General features: G+C 66.2%; 12 protein-coding genes and 1 pseudogene. 7 read left to right on the plus strand and 6 right to left on the minus strand.

The genetic code is table 11. From position 1 onward, the window contains the following. Positions 1-79 precede the first annotated feature (79 nt). Genes EAT51_RS18370 through EAT51_RS18380 form a run of 3 tightly spaced genes read right to left on the minus strand, consistent with a single transcriptional unit; the run spans position 80 to position 4,195 of the window. Positions 80-1,576 carry a hypothetical protein gene (locus EAT51_RS18370; RefSeq protein WP_228257989.1) on the minus strand — a complete coding sequence of 499 codons (1,497 nt, stop codon included), beginning with the start codon at positions 1,574-1,576 and terminating at the stop codon, positions 80-82. Then, on the minus strand, positions 1,573-3,081 hold the full coding sequence (locus EAT51_RS18375) for a site-specific integrase (protein WP_228257990.1): 1,509 nt from the start codon (positions 3,079-3,081) through the stop codon (positions 1,573-1,575). Before EAT51_RS18375 ends, EAT51_RS18370 begins: the two co-directional genes overlap by 4 nt. A gap of 1 nt (position 3,082) precedes the next feature. Next, positions 3,083-4,195, minus strand: a complete 1,113-nt coding sequence (locus tag EAT51_RS18380) for a tyrosine-type recombinase/integrase (RefSeq protein ID WP_205953553.1) — start codon at positions 4,193-4,195, stop codon at positions 3,083-3,085. Positions 4,196-4,622: 427 nt separating this feature from the next. Between EAT51_RS18380 and EAT51_RS18385 the strand changes: the two genes are divergently transcribed. Continuing rightward, a complete protein-coding gene (locus EAT51_RS18385) occupies positions 4,623-5,474 on the plus strand; it encodes a tyrosine-type recombinase/integrase (protein WP_130518479.1) in 852 nt (283 codons plus the stop codon). 1 nt (position 5,475) lies between these two features. Here the strand turns inward: EAT51_RS18385 and EAT51_RS18390 are convergent, their stop codons facing one another. Then, positions 5,476-6,996 (minus strand): DNA methyltransferase, encoded by a 1,521-nt coding sequence (locus tag EAT51_RS18390; protein ID WP_228257991.1) that lies wholly within the window; start codon positions 6,994-6,996, stop codon positions 5,476-5,478. 23 nt (positions 6,997-7,019) lie between these two features. On the opposite strand from EAT51_RS18390, the pseudogene EAT51_RS18395 reads away from it, so the two are divergent. Beyond that, positions 7,020-7,844 (plus strand): annotated as a pseudogene (locus EAT51_RS18395) (IS5 family transposase); the annotation flags it as partial. Positions 7,845-8,288: 444 nt separating this feature from the next. Here EAT51_RS18395 and pyrC read toward each other — a convergent pair. Next, positions 8,289-9,326, minus strand: a complete 1,038-nt coding sequence (gene pyrC / locus EAT51_RS18400) for a dihydroorotase (protein ID WP_130561881.1) — start codon at positions 9,324-9,326, stop codon at positions 8,289-8,291. 160 nt (positions 9,327-9,486) lie between these two features. Then, positions 9,487-9,900: an H-NS histone family protein gene (locus tag EAT51_RS18405; RefSeq protein WP_130518484.1), complete on the minus strand. Its 414-nt coding sequence runs from the start codon at positions 9,898-9,900 to the stop codon at positions 9,487-9,489. Between the two features lie 108 nt (positions 9,901-10,008). Between EAT51_RS18405 and EAT51_RS18410 the strand changes: the two genes are divergently transcribed. The 5 genes from EAT51_RS18410 to EAT51_RS18430 all read left to right on the plus strand — a co-directional run bounded on the left by EAT51_RS18410 (position 10,009) and on the right by EAT51_RS18430 (position 20,973). Continuing rightward, positions 10,009-11,382: a chloride channel protein gene (locus EAT51_RS18410; RefSeq protein WP_130518486.1), complete on the plus strand. Its 1,374-nt coding sequence runs from the start codon at positions 10,009-10,011 to the stop codon at positions 11,380-11,382. Between the two features lie 209 nt (positions 11,383-11,591). Next, positions 11,592-13,706: a TonB-dependent siderophore receptor gene (locus EAT51_RS18415; protein ID WP_130561882.1), complete on the plus strand. Its 2,115-nt coding sequence runs from the start codon at positions 11,592-11,594 to the stop codon at positions 13,704-13,706. A gap of 36 nt (positions 13,707-13,742) precedes the next feature. Next, positions 13,743-16,247 carry a PepSY domain-containing protein gene (locus tag EAT51_RS18420; protein WP_130561883.1) on the plus strand — a complete coding sequence of 835 codons (2,505 nt, stop codon included), beginning with the start codon at positions 13,743-13,745 and terminating at the stop codon, positions 16,245-16,247. A gap of 432 nt (positions 16,248-16,679) precedes the next feature. After that, positions 16,680-17,846, plus strand: a complete 1,167-nt coding sequence (locus EAT51_RS18425) for an efflux RND transporter periplasmic adaptor subunit (protein ID WP_130561884.1) — start codon at positions 16,680-16,682, stop codon at positions 17,844-17,846. Between the two features lie 7 nt (positions 17,847-17,853). Further along, the gene (locus EAT51_RS18430; protein WP_130561885.1) at positions 17,854-20,973 is read left to right on the plus strand and encodes an efflux RND transporter permease subunit; all 3,120 of its coding nucleotides are present in this window, start codon (positions 17,854-17,856) and stop codon (positions 20,971-20,973) included. Positions 20,974-21,054: the final 81 nt, after the last annotated feature.

A 21,054-nucleotide genomic window follows, 5' to 3' on the forward strand; every position in this document is an offset into this window, starting at 1 on the left:
ACTACATCGAGATGTTCTACAACCCGATTCGCCGGCATGGTTCCGCTGGCGGCATGTCACCGGTAGAGTTCGAAAAGCGCTACGCGCAGAGCGGCGACTGAGTGTCTATGGAACTCTGGTCGGTCCAGTGTCCGGCAACTTTGAGCCGGCCGCGACACGAAGGTAATTTTTCAAGATCTCCGATTCTCACGAAGACCTTGCTCATGTCGCGCCTTCCGTTGGGTGAGACCGCCCTGCCTTCAACGTCTCTCAGCACCAATGCGCCACCATCTTTGCCCTCGAATCCCGCCATCCGGCGAAAGTACATGCGAGCGGTCGCACTCATTTCACCTTGAAAACTAGCGTTCAAGCTCTCTTGAACTTTCTGGAGATCGTCGAAGCAATCAGCAGAATAGTTCTGGCGGCACTTCCGCATCCAATACTGCTTCTTGTCCTCGGCCAGGTCTAGCCAGAAGGCGTTTCCGGAAAGGCGAGGGTAGATTTGCGTGGTCGGCACCAGCTCACTGAGCGCGAAGTCTGGCAGAACACGCCCTGTTTCAGTCTGCTTCCTCAGCGTGCTTCGTAGCGGGCTGGTGATTGCCGCAGCACGGGCCAGGGTCTCGCTCACAATCTCCTCGAACATCTGGGGAACGTAATGCGTCTTGGCGACGAGCACCTTGCTATCGGCATTCTTTGCCTGCTGCTTTTCGGCGAAGTGCCGGATCATGAGCGATTTGGAGTACCCACCTAGCTCCCCTGCAGGCCGCTGCTTCGAGTCGTAGTAGTGCCGGTCCGTCCGCCACTCAGCGGGAAGGAGCGTGGCCTCTCCAATTCGAAAGCCCGTCAGGATCATGATGCGAATGGCTGAAAAGCGCAGTTCGTCCATGAAGGTCAGTGGCTGCTCGGTCATGACGATCCGGACCAGCTCCCAGAAAGCGCGACGTTCGGGTAGGCGCTCAGCGCGTTTGCGATCTTCCAGGTTGTGCCGAATCTCCTCTTGAGAATTGAGAAATTTCGACCGTCGAGTGGCTCTAGGCTGGAGACGTGCGGTGGCGAGGGCAGGGTAGAGCGGTCCCACGTCGGCCAAGTGGTTGGTATCAAATAGCACCTTGGTCAGCCCCGCGATCAAATCGCCAAGCTTGCCCGATGCCTGGATGCTGTTGCCGGTACGAACCGCGAGAGCCATCTCATCAACAGTGACACTCCATGGCTCGGCGTCTCCCGCGCATGTAGCGATCACGCGCAAGGGGCGTGCCACATTGTTGGCGACGTGACCGAACGAGTTGCGGCGAACAAACAGCTGTTCCATGACTGCAGCTTTGATGAGGTCCTGCCATGCCGGCGACAAAGTGCGAGCAGACAGAGCCGGCATCCCGTTGGAAGAGCGAGCTGCGTTGAGCGCATCAAGTGCCGAACCTTCCGAACTGAAGTGGCGCAAGCGATGCTTGGGAGTAACGCCCCCTGCTAGCGTAGTGAGATCCCATTCATGTCCTTTGATCGCGGTGCCGCTTTGGTCCAGCGGAATCTCCCAGGCGACTCCATGCGTCGAGGCGAGCTCTTTGCCGAGCTGGATGAAACCTGAGAAGTGAGGATTCAAGACGGCGAACCTTCGAGTTCGAGAACCACTGCCTGAACTTCAGCGATTGTCCGTTCAAGCTGCAGATAGGCTGGCGAAGCCGCGTCGCCACGAGATGAGTCATGGAAGAACCGCGCCACAACCCGAAAGTCGGCTAGAACTCTCGATTGCATCTGAACGTCGTGAATCGGCATGAACTTCCTACAGCCATAGCAGGACAAGATCGGGTTGTAGGGACACGCAGCCTGCCCGGAGGTGCACCCACCGATTCCAGCGATCGGAACACCATGTGGCGCTCCGCCGATCTGCTGGGACTCCTTCAATTGCGCGAGCTCTTCCGGACCTATAAACCGATCGTGGGCAATTCGAGCCACGCGCTGATAGATCTCGGAGATTCCCAGCGCATTGTTCACCCGTTCAGCCTGGTTGGCCGATGTTTCGTAGTACACAAGCGCAGTCGTTACATCCGAGTGCCCAAGGAACTCGGCCAGTTCCTCTTGGCTTGCGCCGGCGTCAACGAGGCGTTGAGCGGCTGTGTGACGCAGATTGACGGCAGTCGCGCCCAGTTCTAGAAGATCGCGAAGTAGAGAGCTGATGCGACGACTTGCTTCATTAGCGGATGTGGCGCCGAACACCCTAGCGCCCGCATCACCGCCACTAGCCTGAAAGTGTCGATCGATCTCGACGAAGAGTGGGGTCCACTCGCGTTTCACGCGCCTAAGCATCGGCTTGGCGGCACTGGAACTCCGCTGCTTCGCCATCCGGAATGCGATGTGGACAGATGCGAGCATGCCAACATCTTCTCGACGAACTTTTACGTCACGAAACGTGAGCATTGCAATCTGAACAGGTCGCATTGCGAACTGATAAGCACAAAGCAACATCGCTGCGTCTTGAACATCCACAAGAGCCAGCAACGATTTCTTTGCCCGGATCGCCGCTTCATCTAGAAACCTAACTACCGCAGCTTCATCGTCAACCGAAATAAAGGCTTCACCCGATCGGACGACGGCATACTTGTCCTTGAAGGGTAGGGGCAGAGCAGATATGACATCGTGATAGGAGTCTGACCAGCCATTGATGCGATGTTGGCAGAGCAGTTTGAGGATCGATTTTGCGCAGGAGTAGGCGTCTCTAGGCAAGGTCTTCGCGAGGAGGGCCGTCCATACGGAAGATATTCCTGTGGGTCCAGAGCCCAAAAGCCCAGCAAGATCTTCGCTTCCAAAGTGTTTCCCTCCGAGCGTGTACATTGCGGCGGTTCTCGGCGCGAAGCCCTCTCCAATGATGTGCAGAAATACGTGTTTAAGAAGGCTTCCAAAGGCCTCTTCAACCAGAGCGAACTCGATGTTGACAACGCTTCCATTCGCATGAACTGCGAAGCGGTTGGCTGTCGCAGGACTTCGAATGGAACGAGTCGTGTCATCGAAATCGTCGTAGCACCTAATCACGGGCGGCAATGGCGGAAGCTGCGCAGCGACTTCGCTCAGCGTTGACGCGTCGAGCCGACGATGATGATCACGTTGCATATCAGGAAGGAATTGCTCTCAGAACCTCTACTCGGTCGTCAAATGCGTTGTTCCAAACCGACGATAGACGGTCTTCGAACACCGCTCTTGCATAGCGAACGGGCATCTGTGATTCTCGCGACCAGCCGAAGAATGCCCGGAGCTTCTGCAGTGCTTCATCCATTGAGTCCCCATGGTGAAGAAGTTGATTCAGTCGCACTACGGCACACGTATGACGAAGGTCGTGGGGTGTGACTGAATGTTTTCCGCTCCGCTCCATCAGCTCAGGGAGAACGGAGGGGGATAGGGCCGCGGAAATTTTCAGGAACATCTTCGTCAAGGATTCAGTGGACAGTGGACTATCCTGCTGTGTGTTCAGCAGGAAGGCGTGACCTGGCCTACCTCGATAATTTTCAACATAGGTCTGTACTAACCCCGCGATGGCTTCGCTCACCGGCAGTTGGCGGATAGAGTTCGCCGACTTGATGCTGGGTCTGGAATACCGCGGATCATCGCCCTCATCGGAATACAGGCTCTCTTGCACATTCATCCAGCAGCGAGACCTCTGTTGCCCTTCATCAAATCCGTCCTTGATCACGTCCGCGGTAAGCAACAGGAGCTCGCCGCGTCGAAGCCCCTGATGGAGCATCAGCAGAAAGGAAATGAAGGCGAGCCATCGCGTGTGCTGTCGTGCAAAAGGATTGGTGGCCGATGCCGGGTCTAGCATTTCGTAGAGCGCCTTGATCACGCTCGCCGGCAATGAACGGATCTGACTCGGTTGGCGGCTCCTGCGGACGTGGAGCTGTCCATACAGGTGGGATAGGCGATGCAGGCGAGCTTCAATCTGCCGGAGACGGTCGGTTGGCAACGTTGACTTGGACAACCAGGTGACCACGGACCCGACAAATGCTAAGCCGGTGCGCCAACGTGATTCGTCCGCAGGACCAACGGAAGGTTGATTGCGGATCGATATGAACCAGGACTCTAGGATCTCGGCGAGCACGACCTCGTTCAGGTGGCCCAAGGCGTCATCCAGCGCGTGGGCGCCGAACTGACGATCCGCATGGCCGTACAAACTCTCGATGTACCGAAGCTTCTTTACCTGGCTAGATGCGGCGAGGTCATGGTTGGACATCAACGCCCAGACGCTAGCCCAGTAACGAGGCAGCCTGTGAACATCGTCAACGAGTAAGGCGCCCCGTAGTGAGGCTGGAACCTGAGAATCCGTAAGCACGTTGAGCAAAGGCTGTTTCCTGTTGAGGAAGCAACACTATATGTACCATCGAACAAAGGCTCTGTTGCGGACGGAGGCTCCAATCTAGGACTTCCACGCAACACCGGCAGAAGTACTAGATTTTCGCATAATGTATATTATGTAAGATCGCGGGTGTGGCGATCTCACATGACCCCTAACTCATTGATCCGACGATGGATTTCCCTTGCTTGTACATGGAGGGTTTTTACCGTTGGTAGATATAACCCGTTCTTATTGTCCGGTTGACCCCCAGTCGCTCGAGGACTTCCGGTGGTTCCTTCGTGGCCAGCGGCGAAGCCCGCGCACCGTGGCCACGTATCTGTCGATCGTCAGCCGATACGTCGCCTTCGCCGACCGCGTGCCGCTTCACATGGACCCCGTGTTGCGCTTCGTAGCCCACCGGCGCGACCAACTCGCGCCGGCGACGCTGAAACTGGACGTGGCCGCGTTGCGCTGCTGGTACGGCTGGCGCCGAACCGTGGACCCGACCTGCTGGGTGCCGGTCGCGTGGCCCAAGACGCGACCGGTCAGCCCGCGTCCGGTGTTCCACCTGTGTGATCACGACGTGGGCGTATTGCTGGCGCAGCCCGACCTGTCGACGTTCGTGGGCCTCAGGGACCACCTCATCATCGCCACGCTCTACCAATGCGGTCTGCGGGCGGGCGAGCTGGCCAGGCTGCAGCTGGGAAGCGTGCGCCTGGATGGTTTCCTGTACGTCGAGGGCAAGGGTGGCCGGGACCGGCTGGTGCCATATGGCGGGGCCTGGCATGGGCTGCTGGAAGCCTATCTGCGTCAACGGGCGACGGTCGGCGCCGGCAAGCGCGCGGCGCTCTTCGTCACGCGCCATGGCAAGCCGCTGCGCGACGGCCGCTCGGTCTGGGTCATCGTCAACCGGCATGCGCGTCGAGCGCTGGGGACCGCGTGCGGGCTCGACCGCATCCGGCCCGGCACCGGCAAACCCTGGACCGGGCACTATCCTCACCAGCTTCGCTACGCGTTTGCCACGGAGCTGCTGCGCAACGGGTGCGACATGGCGGCCATCAGCCAGATGCTGGGGCACGCCGACCTGTCCACGACGATGCGGTACCTGGGCGCGGATTTCGACATGCTCAAGCGCGCGGCCGGCTTCCACCCTCGCGCACTGCGCATAATCTCCTGACTCAGAACGGGATGTCATCGTCGACGTCTCCCGGTTGAGGCTGCGCCGGTGCTCGCCCCGGCGGCGCTGAGGACCTGCCCTGGTGCTCGACCCCCGTGCGGGCATGCTCCCTGCCCCCGTGGAGCGTCAAGCCGCGCGGGTCGCAGTAGATCCATGCGCTGTAACGATCACTGCCGTCGCTGGCCTGCCATCGCTCGGTGCGCAGTTTCCCTTCGATGGTCACCAGCGAGCCTTTGCGCAGGTAGCGGTCGTCCTGGTCCGTCTCGTGGAGCGCAGCAGAAATTCGCGCGAGCGCGATGTTGAAGTACTGTTCGTCGCGCTCCACCCCGATGAACGAAAAACGGTCCAGCAAGGCGGCCTTCCCGGTACTACCACTCCCCATAAAGGGGTCCAATACGACAGCGCCCGCTGGCGTGACTAGACGGCACAGGTATCGCATTAGGTCGGTCGGCTTGACGGTCGGATGATGGTTTGCCCGCGGGGCAACCTCGTAGCCCTCATCACGCCTCGTCATGTGCTGTCCCGACGTATTGCTGACCATTCCGGCGGCTTGCCGCGCCAGTGCTTCAAGCCCTTCGTCTCGGTCGAGCCTGGACGCCTTGGCGCAGTAGAAGAAGCGCGCCGCGCTTCCGCCATCGAGCCTACGAATGCCGGGCCTCATCTTGAAACCAACCGCCCCCTCGTTCGACGAGTCGGCACTAGGTTCCTCGCCGCGTCCGCGGCGCATTGCGCCATAGACGTTCTGGGTCTTGCAAGCGGCATGGTTTGCGCTTGTGTTCGCGAGCTGACCGGGTGCGTTCGGGAACGCTTCCAAGACCTCCTCACTGCCGTCATGGATCAGGTTTGCCGGCCACCTTCCGTTGGCTTGATACTCCCGGCCAGTGCCCTTGATGTAGCCATCAATCCGACCTGATCCAAAGCCAATGTTCCCTGCATTGGATTGAACGATTCCATCCACGCGACAGGCATCTATGTTCAGGCCGCCAGTTCCATGCGAGGCATGATTAAGGGCGACAGTCCCATTCAGAGACTTGCGGGCCATGGTGATCGGCTCCAGGGCCGGCTTGAGGGCCGTGCCGCCCCAAACCCCGTTGTGCGACTTCGGAAAGCCGCTGCCGTACACCCAGGCGATCATGTCGCGGATCTCGAAGCCGGCGTCCTCAATGCGTACCGCCATGCGGTGCTGCGTGCGGGTTCCGGCAAAGGCCAGAAGGTGACCGCCTGGCTTCAAAACGCGTAGGCACTCGGCCCATATCTCAGTGCTGGGCACGTCGTAGTCCCAGCGCTTGCCCATAAATGCGATGCCGTAGGGCGGGTCGGTCACGATCGCATCGACCGAACCTTCTGGTATCGCGCGAAGCACTTCAAGGCAGGCCACATCGCCACGCTCAGACATCAACAGCCCGCCATAGCCCCACAGGCGCGCCTTGTGCGGGAGGTGAGCGCCGGATTTTGTCTCGCCCTTGGAGGCGTACTTGGTGATATAGCCGACCGGAGACCGCGCGTAGATCGCTTGCGTCATCCCATGGGGCCACCACCCCTGCTTATCCGCTGGAGACGATGCTGCGCATCCACTTTTTGCAGCAGTGGTACGCACTGAGCGATCCGGCGGCGGAAGAAGCCCTGTACGACACGGTGTCGATGCGCCGTTTCGCCAAGATCGGCGGGTTGGATGAGGTGCCGGACGAGACCACGATTCTCAACTTCCGCCACTTGCTGGAGCAGCACGATTTGGCGCGCAAGCTGTTCAACCGGGTCAACGCGCACCTGTCACGCAAGGGGCAGAGCCTGCGAGGCGGCACGATCGTGGATGCCACGATCATTGCTGCGCCCAGTTCGACCAAGAACAAGGACGGCGAGCGCGATCCGCAGATGCACCAGACCAAAAAGGGCAACCAGTACTACTTCGGGATGAAGGCACACATCGGGATGGACGATGAGTCCGGCCTGGTGCACCACGTGGAATGCACGGCGGCCAACGTGGCGGACATCACGCAAGCGCACAAGCTGCTGCATGGCAAGGAAGACACGGTGTGCGGCGACAGCGGCTACACCGGGCTGGAGAAGCGCGAGGAGATGACGAGCAAGCGCAAGCTACGCTACCTGATCGCGGAGAAGCCCTCGAAGCTGAAGCAAATCAAGAGCAAGCGCGAATTGAAGTGGGCCAAAGGCTGGGAGCACGCCAAGGCCAGCCTGCGTGCGAAGGTGGAGCACCCGTTTCGGGTGATCAAGCGCCAGTTTGGCTACGTCAAGGTGCGCTATCGGGGACTGGCGAAGAACACCGCGCAGGTGCTGATGCTGTTTGCGCTGTCGAACCTGTGGCTGAAGCGAAAGCAGTTGATGCCTGTCGTGGGGATGGTGCGCCTGTAACCCGGGGAATACCCTGGAAATGCGCCGGAAACGGCGAAAAACCGAGGGTTTAAGCGTCGTCAACGTGCTCGATGTAGCTTGCCTCATCCTACAACGGTGTTGATCAGACCTTCCCTAAGACTGCGCTTGGCGCCTCCCTGAATCTAGATCATAGCGTTGATGGGATGGCGGCTGAAAGCAGGCCAGATTGCACACATTAGGCAGCGCCCATGTGGCGGGCTAGCTCGAGCCAACTCGAGCCGACAAGGTCAGCGACCAGAATTGGACGAAGAGGAGCACTAGCCCCTGATCACAAGACTATCGACCAGTCGATACTTTCGCCTCCCCATCCCTGATAGACATTCAAATTATCCGATTGGAGCTATTAAGGTCGGCAAGGCAACACGGTTAACTCTCGCTCGGGAACATCTTGCAGAAGCTATTGGGGATCATTCAACCCACTACCTACGCCAGCGACCACTCAACCCCCTCCCCCGCCCGCATCGGCACCACCACCGAATCCGCCAGCGCATAGGTGTCGGGCACGGTCCGGGCCTTGCGCTCCAGCATGATCCGCTCCTGGTTGCGCGGCAGTCGGTAGAAATCCGGGCCGTGGAAGCTGGCGAAGGCTTCCAGCTGGTCAAGCTTGCCGGCCTGGTCGAAGGCTTCGGCGTACAGCTCGATGGCGGCGTGGGCGGTGTAGAGGCCGGCGCAGCCGCAGGCGGTTTCCTTGGCGCCGCGGGGGTGCGGGGCGCTGTCGGTGCCGAGGAAGAAGTGCGCATCGCCGCTGGTGGCAGCCTGCAGCAGGGCCTGGCGGTGGGTCTCGCGCTTGAGGATGGGGGCGCAGTAGTTGTGCGGGCGGATGCCGCCTTCGAACAGGGCGTTGCGGTTGAGCAGCAGGTGGTGGGCGGTGATGGTGGCGCCGACGTTGGCCGGGGCGTCGGTGACGAAGTCCACCGCGTCCTTGGTGGTGATGTGCTCGAGCACCATGCGCAGGCCGGGGAAGCGAGCCTGCAGCGGCAGCAGGTGGCGCTCGATGAACACGCGTTCGCGGTCGAAGATGTCCACGGCCGGGTCGGTCACCTCGCCATGCAGCAGCAGCGGCAGCTCGTGCTTCTCCATCGCCTCCAGCACCGCGTTCACGCGCGCCAGGTCGCGCACGCCGGACTGCGAGTTGGTGGTCGCGCCGGCCGGGTAGTACTTGACCGCGAACACGTGCTCGCTGGCCTTGGCCCGGGCGATCTCCTCCGGCGCGGTGTCCTCGGTCAGGTACAGGGTCATCAGCGGCTGGAAGCCGGACCCGGCCGGCAGGCAGGCCAGGATGCGCGCGCGGTAGTCCTCGGCCTGGGCCACGGTGGCCACTGGCGGCTTGAGGTTGGGCATGACGATGGCGCGCGCGAAGCGCTGCGCGGTATGTCCCACCACCGAGGCCAGGGCCTGCCCGTCGCGCAGGTGCAGGTGCCAGTCGTCGGGGCGGGTCAGTTCAAGGCGCGTGGCGGTCATGGCGCGTTCGTCTTCAAGGTCGCATTGCGGGGCGCGGCATGGTAGCGCACGCCCTCGGCACTGCCCTGCTCCGGCCCTGCCCTCGCCGCCGCTCAAAACGCGACGCCCGCGGCGGGCGCGGGCGTCGGGTTGCAGCGATGGCAGCGTCCGCCTGGGCGGTTCAGCCCGGATAGGCCGGGAACTTGTCCTTGGGGTGGCGCGCCTTCCACTCGTTGTAGGCGGCGGTGCCTTCCCAGGCGGCGAAGGCCTTGGGCGTGCGGCCGCGGCCGGTCCAGGTCTCGCCGGTGTGCGGCAGCCAGTACTTGGGCGCCACGGTGGTGCCGCGGGTGCTGGAGCCGGCGGACTTCTTGGCGCGCGGCTCGCTGGCGCCGGTCAGGGCGGCGATCTCCGCCTTCTGCTTGGCGTTGAAGTGGCTGCCGTAGGTCTGCAGCAGCTTGATCACGTTGGAAAACGCGTCCGTGGCCTCCTGCTGGCGCAGCTCGACTTCCTGCGCCTCGAGCTTGCGCAGTTCTTCGGCCAGCTTGGCCTTGGCTTGGGCGATGGCGTCCAGGTTCAGCGTGTTCTTTTCGGTCATGGGTTCGTGTCGAAAGGGATCAAAGGCAGGGCTTGCCGGCTGCGCATTATGCCTGTCCGCGCGTGCAAGCCTTGGGCTGTCGCGCCGTCGCATGCGACACTGGGTCACATGTTCGAGCCATTCAAAGCGGGCGGCGCGCTGGCGCCGCTGTGGTCGCGGGAGCGCTGGATGCGGCGCGTGGCCTTGTGGGGCGGTGCCGTCGCGGTGGCGGTGGTGGCCCTGATCTTCGCCCGGGCGGCCGATGCGGCCTTCGGGCTGTTCTCGCGGGTCATCCACCACTCGGTGTGGTGGGCGCTGCTGCTGACGCCGACGGTGTTCGCCGCGCTGGCCTGGCTCACCAACGGGGCGCTCAAGCCGACCCGCGGCTCGGGCATCCCGCAGGTGATCGCCGCGCTGCAGCTGCCCGATCGCGAGTTCCGCAGGCGCAATCTGTCGCTGGGGGTCTCGGCCGGCAAGCTGGCGCTGACCGTGCTGGCGCTGTTCGGCGGGGCCTCGGTCGGCCGCGAGGGGCCGACGGTGCACGTGGGCGCCAGCCTGATGTATGTGATCGGGCGAGCGCTGGGCTTCAAGGATCCGCGCGATGCCACGCACTTCCTGCTGGCCGGCGGCGCGGCCGGCATCGCGGCGGCGTTCAACACGCCGCTGGCCGGCGTGGTGTTCGCGATCGAGGAGCTGTCGGGCCGCTTCGAGCACACCTTCTCCGGCACGCTGCTGACAGCGGTGATCGTCGGCGGCGTGGTCTCGCTGGGGCTGCTGGGCGCCTACACCTATTTCGGCACGGTGCAGGCCGCCCTGCCGCTGGGGCTGGGCTGGCTGGCGGTGCTGCTGTGCGGGGCCGTGGCCGGGCTGCTGGGCGGGGTCTTCAGCCGCATGATCCTGGCGGCGATGGACGGCCGGCCGCGCTGGCTGGGCCGGATGCGCGCGGCCAATCCGGTGCTGTTCGCCGGCGGCTGCGGCCTGGTGCTGGCGCTGCTTGGCATCGTCTTCGGCGCCGGCGCGTTCGGCACCGGCTACGAGCAGGCGCGCAGCCTGGTGCAGGACCATGCGGTGGTCGGGCACGAGTTCGGGCTGATGAAGTTCGCCGCCAACCTGGTGTCCTACGTGGCGGGCATCCCCGGCGGGCTGTTCTCGCCGGCGCTGGCCGTGGGCGCGGGGATTGGCCACAACCTGGCGTTGCTGCTGCCGGGCGTGGACCCATCCTCGATGGTGCTGCTGGGCATGTGCGCCTACCTGACCGGCGTGACCCAGGCGCCGCTGACCTCGTCGATCATCTGCCTGGAGCTGACCGACAACAGCGACATGATGCTGCCGATCCTGGCCACCGCCCTGCTCGCCCGCGGCGCCTCGGCGCTGGTGTGCCGCAAGCCGGTCTACAAGGCGCTGGCCGATCGCCTGCTGGCGCTGATGCCCGAGCCGGTGCCGCCGGCGAAGGACGGGCGCGACGACGACGATGCAGACGGGCCGCGGCCGGCGCATACCTGAGCGATCGTCGTTACCTCACGCGGCTGCCTGCACTCGCGCTGAGGCCTCGGGCGACGACGCCTTCCGGCGCGTTGCGCAGCGGGTCTTTTCTCCAGGAGATCTACACGTGGCCTGTCAGGCGGGCCGCGACGAGACGCCGCTGCATTGCAGCAGTACCGCGGGCCACCTATCATTGTTGAGAACAATTCGCGTTCTCAAGAATCCCCTCGATGCTTTTGCCCCGCTCCGCTTCCCTGTGCGCGTGCCTGTTGAGCTGCGCGCCGTTCGCCCTGCATGCCCAGCCCGGCGACGAGACCACCGCGGTCGACGCCGCGCCCCAAGCCAGGGAACTGGATACCGTGCGCGTCACCGGCACGGCGACGAGCGGCTTCCGTAGCCGCGGGCCTGCTCAGGTCGGCAAGTCCGGATTGGCGCCCGGCGCGTCACCGCAATCGGTCAGCGTGGTCACGCGCGACCTGCTCGATGCGCAGCAGGCGCAGAGCCTGGCCGATGCCTTGCACAACGTCCCTGGCGTGGTCAGCAACACCTTCGGCCGACGCGGCTGGGACGACCTGATCATCCGCGGTCAGGTCGCCTCCGATTCGCTGTTCGTCGATGGCTTGCGCACCGCCGCGTCCAGTCGCGTGGCCGAGCAGTTGTTCGGCTACGAACAGGTCGAGGTGCTCAAGGGTCCGGCCTCGCTGATGTACGGGCTGGTGCTGCCGGGTGGACTGGTGAACATGGTCAGCAAGCGTCCGCAGGCCGAGCGTTTCGACCATATCGACACCACGATCGGCAGCCACGGCTTGGTGCAGGGCACGTTCGATCTCAACACGCCGCTGTCGGCCGACGGCAGGGCCGCGCTGCGCCTCAACGGCCTGGCCATGAACAGCGACGACGCCACCGACCACGTCTGGTTCCGGGCACGCCACATCGCGCCGGCGCTGTCGCTGGATCTGGGCCCGGACACCGATCTGACCCTGCTGGCCAGCTATCAGACCCGCGACTACCTGCGCCAGCAGGGCCTGCCGCTGGTGGGGTCGATCCTGCCCAGCCGCAATGGGCCGATCCCGCGCGACACCTTCACCGGCGAGCCGGGACAGGACCCCTACCGCGCGCGCCAGTCGCGCATCGGCTACGCCTTCAGCCACCGCTTCGGCAACGGATGGACGCTCAACCAGAATCTGCGCGTGCAGGACTTCGAGGTCACCGGCCAGTTGGTCAGCAATACGGCGATGAACGCCGACCAGCGCACCCTGCGCCGCGGCGCGCAGGACCAGGCCTACGATGGCCATACCCTGTCGGTGGATACGCATGCGTGGAAGCAGGTCGCCACCGGCGCATTGCGCCACGACCTGACCTTCGGCGTGGATTACCTGGATACGCGCGAGGACGTGCTGTCCTATACCTGCACTGTCGCCGCGCTGAACGTGTACGCGCCGGTCTACGGCAGCCCCATCCGCTGCCCTGCCACGCCCCGCACCAACACCCGCACGCGGGTCGAGATGCTGGGCCTTTATGCGCGCGATCAGCTGCACCTGGGCGAGCGCTGGCTGGTCAGTGCGGGCCTGCGCCGGGATTTCACCACCACCCGGACCACCAACCGCGCCAATGGCCGCGTCGAACGCGATCCGGCCGACGCCACCACCGGCGCGCTGGCGGTGATGTACGACCTCACGCCCGCCGTGCGGCCCTACCTGAGCTACGCCACCTCGTTCTATCCCAACACCGGCACCGACGTGGACGGACGCGGGTTCGAGCCCGAGGAAGGCCGGCAATGGGAAGCGGGCCTGAAGATCGACCTGGCGCAGGGCCGTGCGACGCTGACCACGGCGCTATTCGACCTGCGTCGGCAGCACGTGCTGCAGGGCGATCCGCTCAACGACGGTTTCAGCATCGCCATCGGCGAGCAGCGCACGCGGGGCGCCGAACTCGGCATCGCCGCGGATCTGGGCCATGGCCTGAGCCTCAACGCGGGCTATGCCTACACCGACGCGGTGATCACCGACGACGGCGGCCAGGCGGTGCCGACGGTCGGCAACCGCCTCAACAACGTGCCCCGGCACAGCGCCACGGCGTTCGCGCGCTACCAGCTGCCCGGCGCATGGTCGCGCTGGTCGGTCAACGGCGGCATGCGCGGGGAAAGCGACCGCTTCGCCTACAGCTACACGTTGCCCGGCTACGTGGTCGCCGATGCGGGCGTGGCCTATGACGCGCCGCACTGGCACGCCGCCTTCAGCCTGAAGAACATCTTCGACACCCATTACTACAGCGGCGGCCTGGCCGCGGCAGTGGCGATGGGCGACGACCGCACCGCGATGTTCAATCTCGGCCTGCGCTTCTAACTCCCCTTTCGGCGATCGGCGCGCAGGAATCCCCACGTGCTCAAGAAGCTCCTGTTCCAGACCCATTGGTTCCTGGGCATCACCGCCGGCACGGTGCTGGCCCTGATGGGGCTCACCGGCGCCAGCCTGTCCTTCCAGGACGAGCTGCTGCGCGCGATGAACCCGCCGCTGGCCCAGGTCGCGCGCCATCGTGCCGCCGGCGAACAGGCGCTGCCCCTGACCACGCTGGTCGAGCGCCTGTCGCAGGTCCGGCGCGGGCCGATCCAGCGCCTGCGCGTGGACACCACCGGCACGCATCCGTCCGAGGTGCGCTTCGATGGGCGTGGCGGCACGTCGCTGTACTTCGACCCCTACACCGGGCAGGTGATCGACGCGCCGCGCGGCGCGCGCTTCTTCGACTTCGCCGAGGACCTGCATCGGCGGCTGGCGGCCGGCGAGACCGGCAAGGCGATCACCGGCGCCTGCGTGCTCATGCTGCTGTTCTTCTGCCTGTCCGGCCTGTACCTGCGCTGGCCCCGGCAGTGGCGCAGCCCGCGTACCTGGCTGGCCGTGGAGTGGAAACGCAGCGGCCGCAGCTTCCTGTGGAGCCTGCATTCGGTGATCGGCACCTGGGTGCTGGTGGTGTACTTGCTGATTGCGTTGACCGGGCTGTGGTGGTCCTACGACTGGTACCGCGATGGGGTCAGCAGGCTGCTGGGCGGTGCCGAACGCGAGGACGCGCGCGGCGGGGCCGGCTTCGGCCGGCTCGACTTGGCCCGGGTGCAGGCCAGCCTCGACGCGGCGGTCCCCGCCCTGCGCGCGGGTGGCTACCTCGACCTGCGCTTCGCGCCCAAGGGCGATCGCCCGCTGACCGCACGGGTCAGGCTGGAAGGCGCCGCGCACGACCGCGCCTACGACACCTACCAGCTCGACCCGGCCACCGGCGCGGTGCTGGAGCGCAGCCCCTACGCCGCGCTGCCGGCGGGCCGCAAGGTGCTGACCAGCGTGTTCGCGCTGCATTCGGGCAGCTTCTTCGGCTTGCCGGGGCGGATCATCGTGATGGTCTCGGCCCTGTGCATGAGCCTGTTCTTCGTCACCGGCTGGATGCTGTACCTGGATCGGCGCCGCAGGAAACGCGCCGCGCGCGCATCGCGCCTGCCCTTGCTGCAGGCCGATGGCGAGCCGTGGCTGGTGTCCTTCGCCAGCCAGAGCGGCTTCGCCGAACAACTCGCCTGGCGCGCCGCCGGCCAGCTGCAGGCGGCCGGCCTGCCGGTGCAGGTCGAACCGATCGCGCGCCTGGACGCCGCGCGCCTGGCCCGGACCCGGCGTGCGCTGTTCGTGATCAGCACCTTCGGCGACGGCGAAGCGCCGGATACCGCGCGTCCGTTCGAGCGGCGCATGCTCGAACGGGTCCACGCCCTGCCCGAGCTGGGCTATGCCGTGCTGGCGTTGGGCGATCGCCAGTACGCGCGCTTCTGCGGCTTCTCGCGCCGGGTCGAACACTGGCTGCATGCGCAAGGCGCGCGGGCGCTGTTCCCCAGCGTGGAGGTGGACCGCAACGACAGCCAGGCGCTGGAGCACTGGCAGCGACAGCTGGCCGAGCTCACCGGCGTGGCCGCCGATGAGCCCGTGGTGGAAGACGTGCCGTTCCAGGCCTGGCGCCTGCTGGGCCGCACGCGGCTCAATCCCGGCAGCGCCGCGGCGGCGATGTGGCACGTGCGCCTGCAGCCCCCGGCCGACGCGTCCTGGCAGGCCGGCGACATCCTGGAGATCGCGCCGCGGCACGGCGCCGACCATGTCACGGCCGTGCTGGCGCATGTCGGGCTGGACGCCGCCACGCCGGTGACGGTCGATGGCCGGACGCAGGCGCTGGCGAGCGCCGCCGCCGCGCGCGACCTGCCGCAGCTGGACCTGCCGATGGCCCCGGTGCACGACGCGCAGGCGTGGATCGACGGCCTGCCGCCGCTGCCGCATCGCGAGTACTCGCTGGCGTCGATCCCTTCCGACGGCGCCGCCGAGCTGGTCGTGCGCCTGGCCACGCGGCCCGATGGCCGCCATGGGTCGGGCTCGGGCTGGCTGTGCGTGCACGCGCCGGAAGGCGCCGCGGTGCAGGCGCGCGTGCGCCGCAACCCCGGCTTCCATCGCGTCGACGGGCCCATGCTGCTGATCGGCAACGGCACCGGCATCGCCGGCCTGCGCAGCCTGCTGCACGAGGCCGCGGCGGCCGGCTCGCACGGCCACTGGCTGGTGTTCGGCGAACGCACCCGCGCCCACGACCATGTCTTCGAACAGGCGTTGGACGCCTGGCAGCGCGGCGGCCACCTGGCGCGCGTGGATCTGGCGTTCTCGCGCGATCAGGCCGAACGTCGCTACGTGCAGCACCTGCTGGCCGCGCAGGCGGAGGAAGTGCGGGCCTGGGTCGCGCGCGGGGCCACGCTGTATGTGTGCGGCGCGCTGCACGGCATGGCCGCCGGCGTGGACGAGGCCCTGCGCAGCATCCTGGGCGAGGACGGCCTGGACCAGCTGCTGGCCGCCGGCCGCTATCGCCGCGACGTGTACTGAGTTCGACACCGGCTGTCCGCGACCCGCTGAGTCAGGACACCGGCTGCCGGCAATGGTGCTGGGCCTTGCGACCCGCAGCGGCAGCAAGTCGCTGCAAGCGGTCGCGTGGGAGGGCTCCGTTTCGCAAGTGCAGGTGCGCTGTGCATCCGACTGCAGGTCCGCGCTGACGTAATCGTCATTCCGATACCCGGATCAGCCTGTGCGTTCCGGCGCGCGACGTCGGGGGCCTTCCTGCACCCGTGCGGGGTTCCCTAGCGCGCCGCGCCTTGCCGCCGAAGCGTGCGTCCGCCAGGCAAGGACTCGAGACCAAGACGGACCGAAATGCGCATCGCCTTGCCGGCAGGTCATGGCGAAGGCCGGGCCTTCTAGTAGGATGGCCCAAGCGCATCGGGCAGGGAGCCCGCGCGCCTCTCCCACCTCGCCCTGCCGCGCATGACCTCCCCGATCCTTGTGACCGTTCCGTCCCCTCGTCCGTTCGATTGGGCGGCACCGCTGTTCGCCATCGTGCTGGCCCTGTCCGCCTGCAGCGCCCCACCGGCGCCCGCGTCGAAGTCCGCCCCCGTGGTCTCGGTGCTGACGCTGCAGCCCGAGACGCTGGCGCTGGAGACCGAACTGGCCGGCCGCACGGTGGCCTCGGAAGAATCCGAGGTGCGCCCGCAGGTGGAGGGCGTGCTGCTCAAGCGGCTGTTCACCGAAGGCGAGACGGTCAAGGCCGGGCAGCCGCTGTTCCAGATCGAACCCACGCTCTACCAGGCCGCCAGCAACGAGGCCCGCGCCAACCTGGCCACGGCCGAGGCGGCGCTGGCCAGCGCCAGGCTGCAGGCCCAGCGCTACCAGGTGCTGGGCAAGAGCCAGCTGATCGCCCAGCAGGAGGTGGACGATGCGGATGCCGCCTACAAGCAGGCCGCGGCCAACGCCGAAGCCAGCCGCGCGGCGCTGGACACCGCGCGCACCCGGCTGCGCTTCGCCACGGTCACCGCGCCCATCACCGGGCGCGTGGGCCGCGCCCTGTTCACGCCCGGCGCGCTGGTGACCTCCGGCCAGGCCGATCCGCTGGCGCGCATCCAGAAGCTGGACCCGATGAACGTGGACATCAACCAGTCCAGCACCGACTACCTGGCGCTGCGCCGCGCGGTCGCAGCCGGCGGCGTGCAGCCGGCGGCCACGCCGGTGCGGCTGAAGCTGGCCGACGGCAGCGACTACGCCGTGCCGGGCACGCTGGAGTTCGCCGACATCGACGTGGACCAGGCCACCGGCAGCATCACCTTGCGCGCGCGCTTTCCCAACCCGGACGGCACGCTGCTGCCGGGCATGTATGTGCGGGCGCTGGTCGGCCAGGGCGTGCGCCAGCAGGCGCTGCTGGTGCCGCAGGCGGCGGTGGATCGCACCCCGCGCGGCGAGGCCCAGGCCTGGGTGGTCGGCGCGGACGGCGTGGTGCATCAGCGCCAATTCACCACCGTGCGCGCGGTCGGCAACCGCTGGCTGGTGGCCGAGGGCCTCAAGCCTGGGGAGCGCATCGTCACCGGCGGCCGCCAGAATCTGCGCGATGGCCTCAAGGTGAGCGTCAAGCAGGCCGCCGCCAGCGCCGGACAGGGCTGAGCGCCCGATGCTGCCGCGCTTCTTCATCCACCGGCCCATCTTCGCGTGGGTGCTGGCCATCTGCATCATGGCGATGGGTGCGATCGCCATCGCCACCCTGCCGGTCGAGCAGTATCCGGACATCGCCCCGCCGCAGGTCAACATCGCGGCCAACTACACCGGCGCCTCGGCCAAGACGGTGGAGGACAGCGTCACCCAGGTGATCGAGCAGCAGCTCAAGGGCATCGATCATCTGCTGTACTTCTCCTCGTCCAGCTCGTCCTCGGGCCAGTCGCGCATCAGCGTGACCTTCGACCAGCGCGCCGATCCGGACATCGCCCAGGTCCAGGTGCAGAACGCGGTCAACCAGGCCATCAACCGCCTGCCGCAGGAAGTGCAGCAGCAGGGCATCACGGTGTCCAAGTCGCAAGGCGACAGCCTGATGGTGGTCGCCCTGTACGACACCACGCGCAAGATGACGCGCGTGGACGTGGCCGACTTCCTGGTCAGCACGCTGCAGGATCCGATCAGCCGCATCAACGGCGTGGGCGAGATCAACGTCTTCGGCGCGCAGTACGCCATGCGCGTCTGGCTGGACCCGCACCGGCTCAACGCCTACCGGCTGATGCCCAGCGACGTGCGCGCCGCGATCCAGGCGCAGAACACCCAGGTCACCGCCGGCGAGCTGGGCGCCCTGCCTGCCATCGACGGGCAGTCGCTCAACGCCACGGTCACGGCGCAGTCGCGCCTGCAGACGCCCGAGCAGTTCCGCCAGATCATCCTGACCACCCTGCCCAGCGGCGCCAGCGTGCGCCTGGGCGATGTGGCGCGGGTGGAGATCGGCGCGGAGAACTACCAGAACAGCAGCTTCCTCAACGGCTATCCGGGTTCGGGCTTCTCGGTGTCGCTGGCCTCCGGCGCCAACGCGCTGGAGACCGCCGATGCGGTGCGCGCCGAGATCGAGCGGCTCAAGCCCACCTTCCCGCCCGGCGTGGAGGTCGCCTACCCGCGCGACAACACGCCGTTCGTGCGGGTCTCGGTGGAAGGCGTGGTGCACACGCTGATCGAAGCCATCGTGCTGGTGGTCGTGGTGATGTACCTGTTCCTGCAGAACGCGCGCGCCACCCTGATCCCGGCGATCACCGTGCCGGTGGTGCTGCTGGGCACCTTCGGCGTGCTGGCGCTGACCGGCTTCACCATCAACACGCTGACGCTGTTCGCCATGGTGCTGGCCATCGGCCTGCTGGTGGACGATGCCATCGTGGTGGTGGAGAACGTCGAGCGGATCATGCACGAGGAACATCTGCCACCGCTGGAGGCCACCGAGAAGTCGATGGGCGAGATCACCGGCGCGCTGGTCGGCATCACCGTGGTGCTGGGCGCGGTGTTCCTGCCGATGGCGCTGTTCGGCGGCTCCACCGGCATCATCTACCGGCAGTTCTCGATCACCATCGCCTCGGCCATGGCGCTGTCGGCGCTGGTCGCGCTGACCCTGACGCCGGCCCTGTGCGCCACCTTGCTCAAGCCGGTGGAGAAGGAGCGCAGGCCGGGGCGGTTCTTCCAGTGGTTCAACCGCAGCGTCGAGCGCAGCCAGCACGCTTACCAGCGCCGGCTGGGGGTGCTGCTGACCCGTCCGAAGCGCTGGATGGCGCTGTACGCGGTGGTGGTGGTGGTCATGGCCGTGCTCTATCTGCGCATGCCGACCAGCTTCCTGCCGGTGGAGGACCAGGGCCAGCTGTCGGTGCAGTTCACCACGCCCGAAGGCACGCCCATGGCCACCACCGAGGCGCTGGCCCATCGCATCAGCGAGTACTTCCTGGACAAGGAAAAGGCCAACGTCGAGGCGGTGTTTCTGGTGGTGGGCCGCAACAACGCCGGCATCGGCCAGAACGCGGGCCAGGGCTTCCTGTCGCTGACGCCCTGGGGCGAGCGCGACCGCCACAATACCGCCGCGGCGATCATCGAGCGGGCCAACAAGTATTTCCGCGCTCATGAGGACGCACGGATCAACGTGCTCGCGCCGCCGGCCGTGCGCGGCCTGGGCCAGTCCAGCGGCTTCGAGCTGTGGATGCGCGATGCGCAGGGCAAGGGGCGCGATGCCCTCGACCAGGCGCAGCGCACGGTGCTGGAACAGGCCGGCGACGATCCGGCGCTGACCTCGGTGCGCCTGAACGGCCTGGGCGACAAGGCCCAGCTGCAGTTGGACATCGACCACGCCCAGGCCGGCGCACTGGGCCTGTCCCAGTCGGACATCAACGCCACCCTGTCGGCGGCCTGGGGCGGGACCTACGTCAACGACTTCATCGACCGCGGCCGGGTCAAGCGCGTCTACATCCAGGGCGACGCGCCCTATCGCGCCGTGCCGGAAGACCTGGGCCAGTGGTATGTGCGCGGCGACAACGGCCAGATGGCGCCGTTCTCCAGCTTCGCCAGCAGCCACTGGACGCGCGGCCCGCAGCTGCTGCAGCGCTTCAACGGGCTCTCGGCGCTGCAGCTGCAGGGCAGCGCGGCCGAGGGCCGCAGCTCGGGCGAGGCGATGGACCGGATGCAGGCGCTGGTGGACCAGCAGCCGGGCTTCGACCTGCAGTGGAGCGGGCTGTCCTACCAGGAGCGGCTGTCGAGCAACCAGACGCTGTACCTGTACGCAGCCTCGATCGCCTTCATCTTCCTGTGCCTGGCCGCGCTCTACGAGAGCTGGTCGATCCCGGCGGCGGTGCTGATGGTGATCCCGCTGGGCGTGCTGGGCACGGTGGTGGCGACCACGCTGGCCGGGTTCACCAACGACATCTATTTCCAGGTGGGCCTGCTGACCACGATCGGCCTGTCGGCCAAGAACGCGATCCTGATCGTGGAGTTCGCCGAGGCCGAGCAGAAGGCCGGCCGCACGCCGATGGCCGCCGCGCTGGAAGGCGCCCGCCTGCGCCTGCGGCCGATCGTGATGACCTCGCTGGCCTTCGTCGCCGGCGTGATCCCGCTGGCCATCGCCACCGGCGCCGGCGCGGCCAGCCGCCGCGAGATCGGCATCAGCGTGATCGGCGGCATGCTCTCCGGCACCGTCCTGGCGGTGCTGCTGGTGCCGCTGTTCTTCGTGCTGGTGCGCGGACTGCGGCGCGAGCCGAAGGTCGAAGAGGCGCAGGCTCAGGGCTGATCCCGCGGGCTTGGCATCGAGGTCTCAGGGTCTGCCCCTCCCCTTGCGCAGCAGGGGGAGGCCGGGAGGGGGTTGGCTCAG

It is taken from the genome of Pseudoxanthomonas winnipegensis (assembly GCF_004283755.1).
Lineage (GTDB): Bacteria > Pseudomonadota > Gammaproteobacteria > Xanthomonadales > Xanthomonadaceae > Pseudoxanthomonas_A > Pseudoxanthomonas_A winnipegensis.

Bases quoted from the DNA above. Each gene is read 5' to 3' on its own strand.
- EAT51_RS18410 (WP_130518486.1), top strand. From the start codon at position 10,009: ATGTTCGAGCCATTCAAAGCGGGCGGCGCGCTGGCGCCGCTGTGGTCG.
- EAT51_RS18375 (WP_228257990.1), bottom strand. From the start codon at position 3,081: ATGCAACGTGATCATCATCGTCGGCTCGACGCGTCAACGCTGAGCGAA.
- EAT51_RS18430 (WP_130561885.1), top strand. From the start codon at position 17,854: ATGCTGCCGCGCTTCTTCATCCACCGGCCCATCTTCGCGTGGGTGCTG.
- EAT51_RS18405 (WP_130518484.1), bottom strand. From the start codon at position 9,900: ATGACCGAAAAGAACACGCTGAACCTGGACGCCATCGCCCAAGCCAAG.
- EAT51_RS18415 (WP_130561882.1), top strand. From the start codon at position 11,592: ATGCTTTTGCCCCGCTCCGCTTCCCTGTGCGCGTGCCTGTTGAGCTGC.
- pyrC (WP_130561881.1), bottom strand. From the start codon at position 9,326: ATGACCGCCACGCGCCTTGAACTGACCCGCCCCGACGACTGGCACCTG.
- EAT51_RS18380 (WP_205953553.1), bottom strand. From the start codon at position 4,195: ATGTCCAACCATGACCTCGCCGCATCTAGCCAGGTAAAGAAGCTTCGG.
- EAT51_RS18425 (WP_130561884.1), top strand. From the start codon at position 16,680: ATGACCTCCCCGATCCTTGTGACCGTTCCGTCCCCTCGTCCGTTCGAT.
- EAT51_RS18390 (WP_228257991.1), bottom strand. From the start codon at position 6,996: ATGACGCAAGCGATCTACGCGCGGTCTCCGGTCGGCTATATCACCAAG.